The sequence below is a fragment of the Streptomyces sp. RK9 genome (assembly GCF_045070545.1).
GTDB lineage: Bacteria > Actinomycetota > Actinomycetes > Streptomycetales > Streptomycetaceae > Streptomyces > Streptomyces alboflavus.
The window spans coordinates 3,297,503-3,311,748 of sequence record NZ_CP173704.1 but is presented as its reverse complement, the minus strand read 5'-3'; the positions used below and the strand labels follow the sequence as shown (position 1 = coordinate 3,311,748).

Here is a 14,246-nt window from a genome sequence, read left to right as displayed (position 1 = left end):
ATCCCGCACTTGTTGGTGAAGGAGCCGCAGCAGCGATGGCCCGCCGCAGCACGAAGACCCCGCCGCCCGACGACTCGTTCGAGGAGAAGATCCTCGACATCGACGTCGTCGACGAGATGCAGGGCTCCTTCCTCGAGTACGCCTACTCCGTCATCTACTCCCGCGCCCTGCCCGACGCCCGGGACGGCCTGAAGCCGGTGCACCGCCGCATCGTCTACCAGATGAACGAGATGGGCCTGCGCCCCGAGCGCGGCTATGTGAAGTGCGCCCGTGTCGTCGGCGAGGTCATGGGCAAGCTGCACCCCCACGGCGACGCGTCGATCTACGACGCCCTGGTGCGCATGGCGCAGCCCTTCTCCATGCGCCTCCCCCTGGTCGACGGCCACGGCAACTTCGGCTCCCTGGGCAACGACGACCCGCCCGCGGCGATGCGGTACACCGAATGCCGCATGGCCGACGCGACCTCCTTGATGACGGAGTCCATCGACGAGAACACGGTCGACTTCGAGCCGAACTACGACGGCCAGGAGCAGGAGCCGGTCGCGCTCCCCGCGGCGTATCCGAACCTCCTGGTGAACGGCTCCTCCGGCATCGCCGTCGGCATGGCGACGAACATGCCGCCGCACAACCTGGGCGAGGTCATCGCCGCCGCCCGGCACCTGATCAAGCACCCGGGCGCCGACCTGGACACGCTGATGCGGTTCATCCCGGGCCCCGACCTGCCCACGGGCGGCCGCATCGTCGGCCTCGCGGGCATCAAGGACGCGTACGAATCGGGGCGCGGCACCTTCAAGATGCGCGCCACGGTCTCCGTGGAGGCGGTGACCGCGCGCCGCAAGGGCCTGGTCGTCACGGAACTGCCCTTCTCCGTGGGCCCCGAGAAGGTCATCTCCAAGATCAAGGACCTGGTCGGCTCGAAGAAGCTGCAGGGCATCGCCGACGTCAAGGACCTCACCGACCGCCAGCACGGCCTGCGCCTGGTCATCGAGATCAAGAACGGCTTCGTCCCGGAGGCCGTCCTGGAGCAGCTGTACAAACTGACGCCGATGGAGGAGTCCTTCGGCATCAACAACGTCGCCCTGGTCGACGGCCAGCCGCTCACGCTCGGCCTCAAGGAGCTCCTCGAGGTCTATCTCGACCACCGCTTCAACGTCGTGCGGCGCCGCAGCGAGTTCCGCCGCGGCAAGAAGCAGGCCCGGCTGCACCTGGTGGAGGGCCTGCTCGTCGCCCTCCTGGACATCGACGAGGTCATCCGCCTCATCCGCTCCAGTGAGAACTCCGCGCAGGCCAAGGAACGCCTGATGGAGCACTTCTCGCTGAGCGAGGTCCAGACGCAGTACATCCTGGACACGCCGCTGCGCCGCCTCACCAAGTACGACCGCATCGAGCTGGAGTCCGAGCGCGACAAGCTGAAGGCGGAGATCGAGGAGCTCACGCGGATCCTGGAGTCCGACGCGGAGCTGCGCAAGCTGGTCTCCGCGGAACTGGCCGCCGTGGCCAAGAAGTTCGGCACGGACCGGCGCACGGTGCTCCTGGAGTCGGCGGGCGCGCCCGCGGCCGCGGTGCCGCTGCAGGTGGCGGACGACCCGTGCCGGGTGCTCCTGTCGTCGACCGGCCTGCTCGCGCGCACGGCCAACGGCGAGCCCTTCGGGGAGAGCGACGGCAAACGCGTCAAGCACGACGTGATCGTCTCCGCGGTGCCCGCGACGGCGCGCGGTGAGGTGGGCGCGGTGACGTCCGAGGGACGGCTCCTTCGGCTCTCCGTGGTGGACCTGCCGCAGCTTCCGGACACGGCTTCGGCACCCAACCTCTCCGGAGGGGCGCCGGTCGCGGAGCTGCTCTCCCTGGAGGGCGACGAGAAGCTGATCTGCCTGATGACGCTGGACGAGTCCTCGCCGGGCCTGGCGCTCGGCACCGAACAGGGCGTCGTCAAGCGCGTGGTGCCCGACTATCCGTCCAACAAGGACGAGCTGGAGGTCATCACCCTCAAGGACGGTGACCGCATCGTCGGCGCGGCCGAGCTGCGCACGGGCGAGGAGGACCTGGTCTTCATCACGGACGACGCCCAGCTGCTGCGCTATCCGGCGGGGCAGGTCCGTCCGCAGGGCCGTCCGGCGGGCGGTATGGCGGGCATCAAGCTGGCCGACGGCGCGAAGGTGCTGTCCTTCACGGCGGTCGACCCGGCGGCGGACGCCGTGGTGTTCACGGTCGCGGGCTCGCGCGGCACGCTCGACGACTCGGTGCACACGACGGCCAAGGTCACGCCGTTCGACCAGTATCCGCGCAAGGGCCGGGCCACGGGCGGCGTGCGCTGCCAGCGGCTCCTGAAGGGCGAGGACTGCCTGAGCTTCGCCTGGGCGGGCCCGACGCCGCCGCGCGCGGCCCAGCGCAACGGCCTTCCGGCGGAGCTGCCGGAGGTCGACCCGCGCCGGGACGGCTCCGGGGTGTCGCTGGCGAAGTCGGTGGCGGCGGTGGCGGGGCCGGCGTAGTCAGTCGTCGGAGCCGGGCTCGTCCGGGCCGGGGGCGGAGGCCGCGTCCGAGCTGGGCCCCGGGCCCGGCCCCGGGACCGGCTCCCCCTCCGGCTCCTGTACGTAGCGCAGGACGCCCCACATGCCGAACTCATCGGTGTGCGGGGCGTCCTCGTCGTTCTCCCGGCACAGCGTCAGCTCCCCGTCCAGGGCGGCGACGTCTATGCCGGAGCCGATGAGGACGAGCTGAGTGAGCCGCTTCTCGCCGGGCTCCCACGGCTCGGGGTAGAACCGCAGGAAGCGCCCCACGGCGTGCACCGCGTACCGGTTGCGGGCGTCGGCGGCGCCGAAGTCGACATACCCCTTGATGCGGTACAGCCCCTCGGGCCTGCTGTCGAGGAAGGCCATCAGTCGGCGCGGGTTGAGGGGCGCCTCCGAGGTGAAGGCGAGGCTTTCGTAGCCGGCGTGCAGGTGGTGGTGGGCGGGGTCGTCGCACCCGCAGGCGGCGTGGCCCTCGGCGTCGGGCCGACCGGAGCTGGGCAGGTCGGAGCCGGGCCGGTCGGAGTCCGTCCCCTCCCCCTCCGGCAGGTCGGCCTGTTCGCCGTGGTCGTGCAGGTCGTCGAAGGACAGCTGCCCGACGCGTTCCCCCACGGGCTTGCGGTCGAGCAGGAGCGCCACGTCGACGCGCCCGTACGAGGCGGTGACGACGGCCGCGCGGTCGGTGAGGCGGTGCACCTCGGCGAGGATGCGCTCCCGCTCGGCGTCACTGACCCGGTCGGCCTTGTTGACGACGACGAGGTCGGCGATGCCCAGGTGCCGGTCGACCTCCGGATGCCGCTGCCTGGTGGCGTCGAACTCGGCGGCGTCGACGACCTCCACGAGACCGCCGTACACGATGTTCGGGTTCTCGCTGGCCAGCACCATCCGCATCAGCTCCTGCGGCTCGGCGAGCCCGCTGGCCTCGATGACGATGACGTCGATACGGGCGGCCGGTCCGGCAAGCCGCTCCAGGTACTCGTCCAGCTCGCTGGCGTCCACGGCGCAGCACAGGCAGCCGTTGCCGAGGGAGACGGTCGAGTCGCCGAGCGCCCCGGCGACGGCCATGGCGTCGATCTCGATGGAGCCGAAATCATTGACGATCGCCCCGATCCGACTGCCCCCACTGCGATGCAGCAGATGGTTCAGGAGTGTCGTCTTTCCGGAGCCCAAAAAGCCGGTGAGGACGACAACCGGAATCTGCTGCTCACGCACGTGCGGCCCCTCGCGTCAACTCTCATCAAGGTGGATCAAGTCGCTCAAGACGTGTACACATCGCGGGCGACGAAGCTGTACGACGATTGAAGACCGCTCCAGGATATGTGCGCGTAGACGCGCCGGTTGGTGAACGATTGTTAGCGGCGCTCGCGGGGCACACATTGGGCACGGCGCACGGGAAGAGAGCACCGCTTCCCTCCGTGCGCCCTCCTCTCCGCCTCCCGCCCGATCAGAGCCGCTCGGCACCCTGGGAGACGGCAAGCGCCGCCCATCGCTCGCCGGTCCGCACCCTGCCGCCCCGCACCCGACGACCGGCGTACGGTCGCCTGATTCGGGGGTTGACATGACCACACAGAAATTCGGCACAGGGGGGCTCTGCTCCGCGGCCGGGGCGGGACTCGCCCTCGCGGCCGGATGCCTCGCACTCCTGGCCGCCCAGCAGCGCAAATACGCAGAGCTCCGCGCGCGGGCGGACCGGGAGGAGCGCGCCGAGTGGCGGCGCGCCATGATGGCCGAACAGCAGGAACTCCAGCTCTATCTGCTCCGAAAGGCCATCGAGGACCCCGATCTCGCGGCGGTCTACAGCGTCGCGGAAGCCGATTCACCCACACAGCGGCGCCAGTTCCTGTTCGCCAACGCGCTCTACACGAACGCGTTGCTCGCCTATCGCAGTGGCGTCGTCACCTGGGAGGAACTCCACGGCCACCTGCGATGGATCGCCACCAACCCGGTCTTCCGCCAGTACTGGCACGCCACCCGCCATCAGCGCGCCAGCCTCAAGGACTCCTCGGACGAAGCCCGGGTGGGCCGAATGATGGACACGCTCATCCGCGACCTGGACGAGGCCGACACCGACGAGTACTGGGTGGTGGGTGAACCCCCTCCGGAATAGGGCCGGTTGGAGCAGCCCGAGTTCGGGGCGGGATAAGGAACGGCTAACCTGTCCCCGCCCGCCCCGTCGTCCGCATCCTGGGTGGCGGGCGCTGCGGCATGTCCACACCTCGGGGCGACGACCCTTCTTGCGTCCGAACCCCTCCCCTTGTGCCGCATCACCCTCTTCACCTCATCCGCATCACCCTCCAGACCGACACCCCACTACCGCCCCCTACCCATGACCGTTCACACCTCAAGGACCGGGATCCACTTGAAGATCGTGCGCCGCATCGGTGCGTCACCACGGGAACGTGGCAGTCTCGCCGGCGACACCTGCCCCGACATCTTCGAACTCAGCAGCGGCGACTTCGCCGTCATCGGGACGGAAGCAACAGCGGCGCTTGACGGCGAGCTTCCCCCTGACGCCGCCCGCGCCCCTCACGAGCGCATCGTGATCGTCAGCCGCGAGACACTCGTCCGCGCGAAGGCCGACATCCCCAACAGCTGATCCCGCTGCGCGGAGCGACCGGCGCTCACCGCGCCCTCTCCGTCGAGGTCCTCCGGCCACCCCGTTGAGGCCGCCTCCGGATGACGAACTCCTCCGCTTGCCCCACCGACCTTGCGTGCTGTGAGGCCCGGCGCCAGACCGGCACCGGGCCTCACAGTCGTCTCCCGGCCCGCGCCGGCCGCCTGAGACCGTCTCAGCCCCAGGCGGCCCGGACCGGGGCTTCGTCAGGCTCCCTCCCTGTCCGGCGCAGGCACCGGAACCGGCGGCACCGGCCCGGTATACCGCGCCGCGGGCCGAATGATCTTCGAGTCCTCCGCCTGTTCCAGGACGTTGGCGCTCCACCCGATCACACGCGCCGACGCGAACGTCGGCGTGAACATCTCGCGCGGCAGCCCGCACAGCTCCATGACCACGCCGGCGTAGAACTCCACGTTCGTGTGGAGTTCGCGGCCCGGCTTGAGCTCCGCGAGGATCGCCTCGACCTGCCGCTCGACCTCGACGGCGAACGCGACCAGCTCCCCGCCGAACCTTTGCGCGATCCCGCGGAGCATCCGGGAACGCGGGTCCTCGGTGCGGTACACCGGGTGCCCGAAGCCCATGATGCGTTCACCCGCGAGGACCCGTGCGCGGATCCACGGGTCGATGCGGTCGGGGGTGCCGATGGCGTCGAGCGTGTCCAGGGCCCTGCTCGGTGCACCACCGTGAAGGGGCCCCGACAGCGCGCCGACGGCGCCCACGAGACAGGCGGCCACATCCGCACCGGTCGAGGCGATGACCCGGCCCGTGAAGGTGGACGCGTTGAATCCATGGTCAATGGTGGAGATCAAGTATTGCTCGACCGCACGGGCCCGGTCGGCATCGGGCTCTGAACCCGTGAGCATGTAGAGGTAGTTGGCGGCGTACGGAAGATCGTCACGCGGCTCGACCGGGTCGAGCCCCTGGCCCAGCCGGTACAGCGCGGTGAGCAGTGTCGGTACGACAGCGGACGCGGCGAGCCCGTCGGCGCGCCGCCGGTCACCATCGATGTCGTACACCGGCCGGAAGCCCTTGGCGGCCCCGAACAGCGAGAGGGCCGAGCGGAGCCCGGCGAGCGGCCCCGACAGGGCGCTGGCCCTGGCGATGCCGGGCAGGGCCGCCCGTACCTCTTCGGGGAGGTGCCGCAGCGTGGCGGTCTGCCGGGCGAAGGCGGCTCGCTGCGCGGCATCCGGCAGCGAGCCATGGAACATCAGGTGCCAGACGTCCTCGAAGCTGCGGGTCTGCGCGAGCTCCACGGCGGAGTACTGGCGGTAGTGGTAGAAGCCCTCGCGCCCCCGGACGTCACCGAGTTGGGTCTCGGTGACGACGACGCCCGCGAGGCCGCGTGGGACCTCGACGGGCGCGGTGGGGGTGGCGGCGGAGCCATTGATCGGCATGTTGTTCCTCGACTTCCTCCCTGGACTTGATTCGACTGTCCATGCTTGACTGAAGCTCTGTCAATATTGATTGAATCAATATAACGATGCGGGTATCGGGACATGGATACGGTGACGCCCATGACGGATCAAGAAGCGGGTCACAGCGCACCCACGCGCGCAGACCGCCGCCTCAGCACCAAGGAAGCCGCGGAACTCCTCGGCGTGAAGCCGGAGACCGTGTACGCGTACGTGAGCCGCGGCCAGCTCAGCAGCCGCCGCGGCCCCGGCGCACGGGGCAGCACCTTCGACCCCAAGGAGGTCGAGGCGCTGGCTCGCAGGAACCGGCGCGAACCCGCCGCGGCCTCCGGCGCCAACGAGCTCTCCGTACGCACCCGCATCACGCTGATCGAGAAGGACCGCTACTACTTCCGCGGCGTGGACGCGGCCGCGCTGGCCCTGCGCCACTCCTACGAAGAGGTCGCCGAGTGGCTGTGGACCGGTGTGCTGAAGCCCGGCATCCACTTCACGGCCCCCCCGGAGCCGTCAGGCTCGGCCCGCCTGGCCGTGCGCGCGCTCCCGGAGCACTGCGGACCCACCGACCGCCTGCGCGTGGCGGCCATCGCCGCGGGAGCGTCCGACCCGCTCCGCTTCGACCTCTCCGAGGACGCCGTCATCGGCACGGCCCGCACCCTGATCCCGACACTCGTGGCCGCGCTCCCGCCCCTGCTGTCCACCCACCGGGACGGCGGCCCGCTCGCCGGACGCCTGTGGGGACGCCTCAGCCGCCACAAGCCCGACGACGCTTCCCTGCACGCCCTGGACACCGCGCTCGCGCTGCTCGTCGACCACGACCTGGCGGCGTCCACGCTGGCGGTCCGCGTCGCGGCATCGGCACGCGCCCACCCGTACGCGGCCGTGTCGGCGGGGCTCGGCGTCCTGGAGGGCCCCCTGCACGGCGCCGCAAGCGGCCTCGCCCACCGCATGCTCCTGGAGGTCCTCGACCGCGGCACGGCGGCACCCGTCGTGGCGAACGAGCTGCGCGCGGGCCGCCGCGTCCCCGGCCTCGGCCACCGCGTCTACCAGGGCGAGGACCCTCGCGCGCAAGCCCTGTTCGGCCTCCTGGAGACCATGCCGAAGGCCGGCCCGGCCCTGGCGGCGGCCCGTGACGTGATGGCCACCACGGCGCGCCACACCGACCTGCACGCCAACGTCGACCTCCCGCTCGCCGTCCTCACGGCGTCGTCCGGCATGGCCGCGGAGGCGGGCGAGGCCGTCTTCGCCGTGGCGCGCACCGCCGGGTGGATCGCGCACGCCCTGGAGGAGTACGGCGAGCGGCCCATGCGGATGCGTCCCGTGGGGCAGTACGTCGGGCTGCGGCCGCCCCAGCCGCTGCCGGAGGCGCACGGCCCGTCCGGCGCGTCCGAGGTACCCGGCGCGAGCGCCACGCCCGGCTCGCCCAGCAGGTGAAACAGGCTGGTCCGGGCGCGGGTTAGGCTCACCTCCGTGAGTACGTGCGCGACCGCCTCGCGGGATCTGGACGAACCTCTGGCGGGCACCGCGGCCACCGCCAGGACCTGGCTGCTCCTGGAACAGCCCGGCCCCTGGGGCGCCAAGGCGCTCACGTCGAGCCACCTCGATCCGGACGTGGGGCGCGCCCTGGAGCGGGCGGCCGAGTCGACCGGCGTACGGGTCGCCCTCATCCGGCGCCCGGGGCGGCACGCCGACTGCCACACACCGGCGCGGCACCGCGTCTACGTAGCGCACACCGTCCCGGGCAACGCCTGGCTGCGCTCCCATGTGGTGGACGAACCGCGGCAGTTGCTCGACCTGGACTTCGCGGCGCTCGGCGCGGGCGACCACGGGGGCTTCGGTTCACCTCACACGGGCGAGCCACTGGCGCTCGTCTGCACGAACGGCAAGCGCGACCGCTGCTGCGCCCTGCTCGGCAGACCACTGGCCGGTGAACTGACCGCCTCCGGAGAGGAAGGCGTCTGGGAGATCACTCATCTGGGTGGTCATCGCTTCTCCCCCACGCTCCTCGTCCTGCCGCACGGCTATGCGTACGGCCGCACCGGGGCGCACGCCGTCAAGGAGATCCTGCAGGCGGTACGTGAGGACCGCGTCGTCACCGAAGGGTGCCGGGGCAACTCCGCCTGGGAACGCCCCGGCCAGGCCGCCGAGCTCGCGGTGCGCACCGCCGTGCGGGAGGACGCCCTGGGCACCCTCAGCGTCGTGGGCACGACGGGTGACGCTCCGCGCTGGGAAGTGACGGTCGCCCACACCGACGGACGGCGCTGGCGGGTCACCGTCGCGCAGGGCGCCTCGTTGCCGCCGCGCCCGGAGAGCTGCGGGGCGGCGTGGGGGTCGCCCGCGCGGATGGACGTGATGGCGGTGCGGGAGATCGTGTAGGGCCGCTGGCCGACGGGCCGCCGGGAGATCCACGCCACACTCCCTTCGGAGCAGGCCGCCCCTCGCCGTACCGTTCGTACACATGAGCCCGACTCCCCCTGCCCGACGTCTGCGCCTCGGCCTGCCGCGGCGCGTCTTCTCGCAGGTGCTGCTGATGCAGCTGGCAATCGCCGCAGGGGTGGCCGTGCTCGCCACCGGGCTCTTCCTGGCGCCGCTCAGCGACCAGCTGGACGACCAGGCGATGCGCAGGGCCCTCGCCATCGCGCAGACGACGGCGGCGCAGCCCAGGATCGCCGAGGACCTGACCTCCTCGCGTCCGGCGGCCGACGGGCCCGTGCAGGCCGCGGCGGAGCGGATCCGCAAGGCCAGCGGCGCCGAGTACGTCGTGATCATGAACAAGGAGGGTGTGCGCTGGTCGCACACGGACCGTGACGAGGTCGGCAGGGTCGTCTCGACGGACCCCAGCGACGCGCTGGCGGGCCGCCACGTCATGGAGATCGACAACGGCACGCTCGGCCGCTCCGCGCGCGGCAAGGTGCCACTGCGGGACACGAGCGGCACGATCGTGGGCGCTGTCTCCGTAGGCATCGAGTACGACAGCGTGCGCGCCCGGCTGATCCACACGATCCCGAGCCTGTTCGCGTACGCCGGCGGGGCGCTGGCCGTCGGTGCGCTCGCCGCCTACCTGATCTCGCGCAGGGTGCACCGCCAGACGCGTGACCTCGCGTTCTCCGACATCTCGGCGTTGCTCGCGGAGCGCGAGGCGATGCTGCACGGCATCCGCGAGGGTGTCGTCGCCCTGGACCGCGGCGGCAGGATCCGGCTGCTCAACGACGAGGCGCAGCGGCTCCTGGGGCTCGGTGCGGAGGCGATCGGGGAGTCCCTGGAGGCGGCGCTCGGCGAGGGCCGCACCACCGATGTCCTGTCGGGCCGCGTCTCCGGCACCGACCTCCTGACGGTACGCGGCCAGCGCGTCCTGGTCGCCAACCGCATGCCCACGGACGACGGCGGCGCCGTCGCGACCCTCCGTGACCGCACCGAACTGGAACAGCTCGGCCGGGAACTCGACTCCACGCGCGGCCTCATCGACGCCCTGCGCGCCCAGGACCACGAGCACGCCAACCGCATGCACACGCTGCTCGGCCTGCTCGAACTGGAGATGTACGAGGAGGCCGCGGAGTTCGTGGGCGAGGTGGCGGGCGCGCACCGGGTGACCGCCGAGCAGATCACCGAGAAGATCCACGATCCGCTGCTCTCGGCCCTGCTGGTCGGCAAGGCGACCGTCGCCGCGGAGCGCGGCGTGGCGCTCGCCGTCTCGGAGGACACCGCTCTGCCCGACCGGCTCGTCGACCCCGGTGGGCTCGTCACGATCGTCGGCAACCTCGTCGACAACGCGCTGGACGCGGCGGCGACCCTGCGGCCCGGGACTGCGGGCATCGGGCACGCGCGCGTGGAGGTCGCTCTGCGCACCGAGGGACCGAAGGGGCGCACGGTGGTGCTGCGGGTACGCGATTCGGGTCCCGGTGTGCCCGCGGAGCAGCGGGAGTCGGTGTTCACGGAGGGCTGGAGCACCAAGGAGCCGCCCGCGCACGGGAAGCGCGGCATCGGGCTCCCTCTGGTGCGCAGGCTCGCCGAGCGGCAGGGCGGCAGTGTGGCGGTGGGTGCGGCGCCCGGTGGTGGCGCCGAGTTCACGGTCGTACTGCCTGAGGGACTCGCGGAGCTGCGGCCGGTGGCCACGGAGGAGGCACGATGATCGAGGTTCTGGTCGTGGACGACGACGTGCGCGTGGCGAACGTCAACGCGGCCTACGTGGAGAAGGTTCCGGGTTTCCGGGTGGCCGGGCGCGCGCACAGCGCCACCGAGGCCCTGCGCCTCGTCGAGGAGCTGCCGGTCGATCTGGTGCTGCTCGACCATTATCTGCCGGACGAGACGGGCCTGGCCGTGGTCCGCTCGCTGCGTGAGCGCGGCCACCAGACCGACGTGATCATGGTGACGGCGGCCCGTGACATCGCCACGGTGCAGGCCGCGATGCGTCACGGCGCGCTGCAGTACCTGGTCAAACCCTTCTCGTACGCGGGGCTCCGCGCCAAGCTCGACGCGTACGCGACGCTGCGCCGCACTCTCGACGGCGGCGGCGAGGCGGAGCAGGCCGAGGTCGACCGCATCTTCGGTGCCCTCTCGGCCACACCGGCGCCGGAGCTGCCCAAGGGGCACTCCCCCACGACCGCGGAGCTGGTCCGCAGGGCGCTGATGGCGGCTGAGGGGCCGATCTCCGCCCAGGACCTCGCGGAGTCCACCGGGCTGAGCCGACAGACCGCACAGCGCTATCTGAAGCTTCTGGAGCGCACGGGCCGTGTGCGACTGAGCCTGAAGTACGGCGACACGGGCCGCCCGGAGCACCGCTACGCGTGGTCGTCCTCCTTCTGACTGCTGACCCGCTACGCGGCGCCCGCTCCTGTCAGCGACCGCACTTCCGTCTCCGCGTGCTTGGCCTCGTCCGCCGGGTCCGGCGAGGTGACCGTGCCGAACCATCCCGCGAGGAAGCCGAGCGGAATCGACACGAGCCCGGGGTTCTCCAGCGGGAAGTACTGGAAGTCCACGCCGGGGAAGAGGGAGTTCGGGCTGCCGGAGACCACGGGCGACAACACCACGAGCACCAGTGAGGGCAGCAGCCCGCCGTAGACGGACCAGACGGCGCCCCGTGTGGTGAACTGCCGCCAGAACAGCGAGTAGAGCAGCACCGGAAGGTTCGCGGACGCCGCGACCGCGAAGGCCAGGCCGACGAGGAAGGCGACGTTGAGGTCGCGGGCGACCAGGCCGAGCCCGATCGCGACCGCGCCGATCCCCACCGCCGCGACCCGCGCCACCGCGACCTCGCTGCGCGGCTTGGCGTTCTTGCGCCGCAGCGAGGCATAGAGGTCGTGGGCCACGGACGCCGAGGAGGCGAGCGTGATCCCGGCGACCACGGCGAGGATCGTGGCGAAGGCGATGGCGGCCACGACCGCGAACAGAACCGTTCCGCCGGTGGAATCCGCACCGCCTCCCAGGTCGAGCGCGAGCAGCGGAACCGCCGTGTTCCCCGCCGCGTTCGAGCCCTTCACCGCGTCGGTCCCGACGATCGCCGCGGCACCGAAACCGAGCACGATCGTCATCAGGTAGAAGCTGCCGATGAGGCCGATGGACCAGACGACCGACCGCCGGGCGGCCCGTGCGGTCGGCACGGTGTAGAAGCGCGACAGGATGTGCGGCAGTCCGGCGGTGCCGAGCACCAGCGCGAGGCCGAGGCTGATGAAGTCGAACCGTGACGTCCAGTCACCGCCGTACTTCAGCCCGGGCGCCAGGAACTGCCCGCCGTGCCCGCTGCGGTCGGCGGCCGTCCGCAGCAGTTGGTCGAAGTCGCCGTGGAAGCGCATCAGGACGAGCACGGTCAGTGCGATCGCCCCGGCCATGAGCAGGACCGCCTTGACGATCTGGATCCAGGTGGTGGCCCGCATCCCTCCCATCGACACATAGATGACCATGAGCGCGCCGACACCGATCACCGTCCAGGTCTGCGCCGCCTCGCTCGTCCCGCCAAGGAGCAACGCGACCAGTGAGCCCGCCCCCACCATCTGCGCCACCAGATAGAGAACGGACACGGTCACCGAGGAAGTTCCCGCGGCGATCCGCACCGGACGCTCCCGCATCCGCGCCGCCACCACGTCGGCGAGCGTGAACCGCCCGCAGTTCCGCACCAGTTCGGCCACCAGGAACAGCACGACGAGCCAGGCCACCAGGAAGCCCACCGAGTAGAGCAGCCCGTCGTAGCCGTAGAGCGCGATCAGCCCGGAAATGCCCAGGAACGAGGCCGCCGACATGTAGTCGCCCGCGATGGCAAAACCATTCTCCATGGGCGAGAACAACCGACCGCCCGCGTAGAACTCCTCCGCGGAGCCGTGCCGGTTGCGGCTCACATACGTCGTGATCCCCAGTGTGACCGCCACGAAAGCCCCGAACAGGACCAGCGCCAGCGTCTGGTGATCCCCCGTCACCGCTCGGCCCCCTGGCGCAGTTCCTGCTCCCGCTTCTGCTCGAACACGACCCACCGCAGGTCGAGCGCCGCTTTGTCCCGGCGCAAGCGGGCATGCCGTGCGTACGCCCATGTCAGCAGGAACGTTGAGGCGAACTGCGCGAGACCCGCGACCATCGCCACGTTCACCGCTCCGCTGACGGGGCGTGCCATCAGCTCCGGCGCCGCCGTCGCGGTCACGACGTACGCCACGTACCAGGTGAAGAAGGCGGCCACGGCGGGGATCACGAACCTTCGATACCGACGGCGCACCTCCTGGAAAGCCGGGCTCGCCTGCACCTCCAGATAGATGTCGGCGGCACTCCGCTCCGGCGCGGCGGTCGGCGCCGGTACGGCGGGCGCCGTGGGTGCGCCGGTGCCGTCCAGCTCGCCCCATCCGGAGGCCAGCTCGTCGTACCACGGATCCTTCAGATCACCGTGCCGGACCCGCCCGGCGTCGCGGCCGTCGTGCTTCTCCACCGAACTCTCCTTGTCCGCGGCCTGATCCGGCCGCGTGCCCAAGGATGGGCAGATCGGGAAGATCCGTGACTCTTCTCTCCCCGCTCTTCACCCCATCAGGTGACGGAAGCCCCTCACCCCCGCGTTCGGCCCGGCGGCTGCGCGAGACCGTGCCGGTAGGCGTAACGCACCGCCTGCGCACGGTCATTGAGGCCTGCCTTGGCGAAGAGGTTGTTGATGTGGGTCTTCACGGTGGCGGTGGAGACATGCAGCGCCCGCGCGATCTCCTGGTTGGTCATCCCTTCCGCGATCAGAGCGATCACCTCCGTCTCCCGCAGCGTCAGCCCATCGGGCGGCTCCGCCGGGCGCGTGGCCTCCGCAGGCTCCGAAAGCCGCTCGAGAAGGCGCCGTTGGATCTTCGGTGAGAGCCCCGCGTCCCCCGAGAGCACGTCCTCGACGGCCCGCACGATCTCCTCTCCGCCCGCGTCCTTGGTGAGATAGCCCCGCGCCCCGGCCTTGAGCGCCGGGAAGAGCGACTCGTCGTCGGCGTACGTCGTGAGCACCACGACCTGCGTGCCCGGATACTGCGACCGGATCCGCCGCGTGGCCTCCGCCCCGTCGCAGCGCGGCATCCGCAGGTCCATCAGGACCACGTCCGGCGCGAGTTCCGCGACGAGCCGCACCGCCTCCTCGCCGTCGGCGCCGGCCCCGACGACCTCGATGCCCGGCAGCAGCCCGAGGAGCATCACGATCCCCTCGCGCACCACGGTCTGATCGTCGACCACGACCACCCGCGCGGGCGGCCGACCCCCATCACCAGCGCCCCCGCCCCT

The 14,246-nt window shown here is 71.3% G+C and carries 12 protein-coding genes; 7 read left to right on the top strand and 5 right to left on the bottom strand.

Annotated features, from left to right (window positions below):
* Positions 1-35 precede the first annotated feature (35 nt).
* Positions 36-2,489 (top strand): DNA topoisomerase (ATP-hydrolyzing) subunit A, encoded by a 2,454-nt coding sequence (locus AB6L24_RS34820; protein ID WP_405662091.1) that lies wholly within the window; start codon positions 36-38, stop codon positions 2,487-2,489.
* On the opposite strand, the gene AB6L24_RS34815 is transcribed toward AB6L24_RS34820, so the two are convergent.
* Positions 2,490-3,719 (bottom strand): CobW family GTP-binding protein, encoded by a 1,230-nt coding sequence (locus tag AB6L24_RS34815; protein WP_405662088.1) that lies wholly within the window; start codon positions 3,717-3,719, stop codon positions 2,490-2,492.
* Positions 3,720-4,065: 346 nt separating this feature from the next.
* Between AB6L24_RS34815 and AB6L24_RS34810 the strand changes: the two genes are divergently transcribed.
* Both AB6L24_RS34810 and AB6L24_RS34805 read left to right on the top strand, forming a co-directional pair.
* Positions 4,066-4,614: a DUF6082 family protein gene (locus tag AB6L24_RS34810; protein ID WP_405662085.1), complete on the top strand. Its 549-nt coding sequence runs from the start codon at positions 4,066-4,068 to the stop codon at positions 4,612-4,614.
* A gap of 252 nt (positions 4,615-4,866) precedes the next feature.
* Entirely contained in the window at positions 4,867-5,103 is a 237-nt protein-coding gene (locus AB6L24_RS34805; protein WP_289944920.1) for a hypothetical protein, read from the top strand.
* Positions 5,104-5,327: 224 nt separating this feature from the next.
* Here AB6L24_RS34805 and AB6L24_RS34800 read toward each other — a convergent pair whose 3' ends face one another.
* Complete coding sequence (locus tag AB6L24_RS34800; protein ID WP_405662082.1) at positions 5,328-6,515, bottom strand: citrate synthase/methylcitrate synthase; 1,188 nt, start codon at positions 6,513-6,515, stop codon at positions 5,328-5,330.
* A gap of 120 nt (positions 6,516-6,635) precedes the next feature.
* On the opposite strand from AB6L24_RS34800, the gene AB6L24_RS34795 reads away from it, so the two are divergent.
* From AB6L24_RS34795 to AB6L24_RS34780, 4 genes are all read left to right on the top strand, one after another.
* Positions 6,636-7,964, top strand: coding sequence for a citrate synthase (locus AB6L24_RS34795; protein ID WP_405662079.1), 1,329 nt, complete (start codon positions 6,636-6,638; stop codon positions 7,962-7,964).
* A 36-nt stretch (positions 7,965-8,000) separates the two neighbouring features.
* The gene (locus tag AB6L24_RS34790; protein ID WP_405662077.1) at positions 8,001-8,906 is read left to right on the top strand and encodes a sucrase ferredoxin; all 906 of its coding nucleotides are present in this window, start codon (positions 8,001-8,003) and stop codon (positions 8,904-8,906) included.
* An 82-nt stretch (positions 8,907-8,988) separates the two neighbouring features.
* Positions 8,989-10,659: an ATP-binding protein gene (locus AB6L24_RS34785; protein WP_405662074.1), complete on the top strand. Its 1,671-nt coding sequence runs from the start codon at positions 8,989-8,991 to the stop codon at positions 10,657-10,659.
* Complete coding sequence (locus tag AB6L24_RS34780) at positions 10,656-11,333, top strand: response regulator (protein WP_405662073.1); 678 nt, start codon at positions 10,656-10,658, stop codon at positions 11,331-11,333. The genes AB6L24_RS34785 and AB6L24_RS34780 overlap by 4 nt, the downstream gene beginning before the upstream one ends.
* 11 nt (positions 11,334-11,344) lie before the next feature.
* Here the strand turns inward: AB6L24_RS34780 and AB6L24_RS34775 are convergent, their stop codons facing one another.
* The 3 genes from AB6L24_RS34775 to AB6L24_RS34765 all read right to left on the bottom strand — a co-directional run bounded on the left by AB6L24_RS34775 (position 11,345) and on the right by AB6L24_RS34765 (position 14,198).
* Positions 11,345-12,937 (bottom strand): cation acetate symporter, encoded by a 1,593-nt coding sequence (locus AB6L24_RS34775; RefSeq protein WP_405662070.1) that lies wholly within the window; start codon positions 12,935-12,937, stop codon positions 11,345-11,347.
* Positions 12,934-13,434 (bottom strand): DUF485 domain-containing protein, encoded by a 501-nt coding sequence (locus AB6L24_RS34770; RefSeq protein WP_405662068.1) that lies wholly within the window; start codon positions 13,432-13,434, stop codon positions 12,934-12,936. Before AB6L24_RS34770 ends, AB6L24_RS34775 begins: the two co-directional genes overlap by 4 nt.
* Positions 13,435-13,547: 113 nt before the next feature.
* Positions 13,548-14,198, bottom strand: coding sequence for a response regulator (locus AB6L24_RS34765; RefSeq protein ID WP_405662066.1), 651 nt, complete (start codon positions 14,196-14,198; stop codon positions 13,548-13,550).
* Positions 14,199-14,246: the final 48 nt, after the last annotated feature.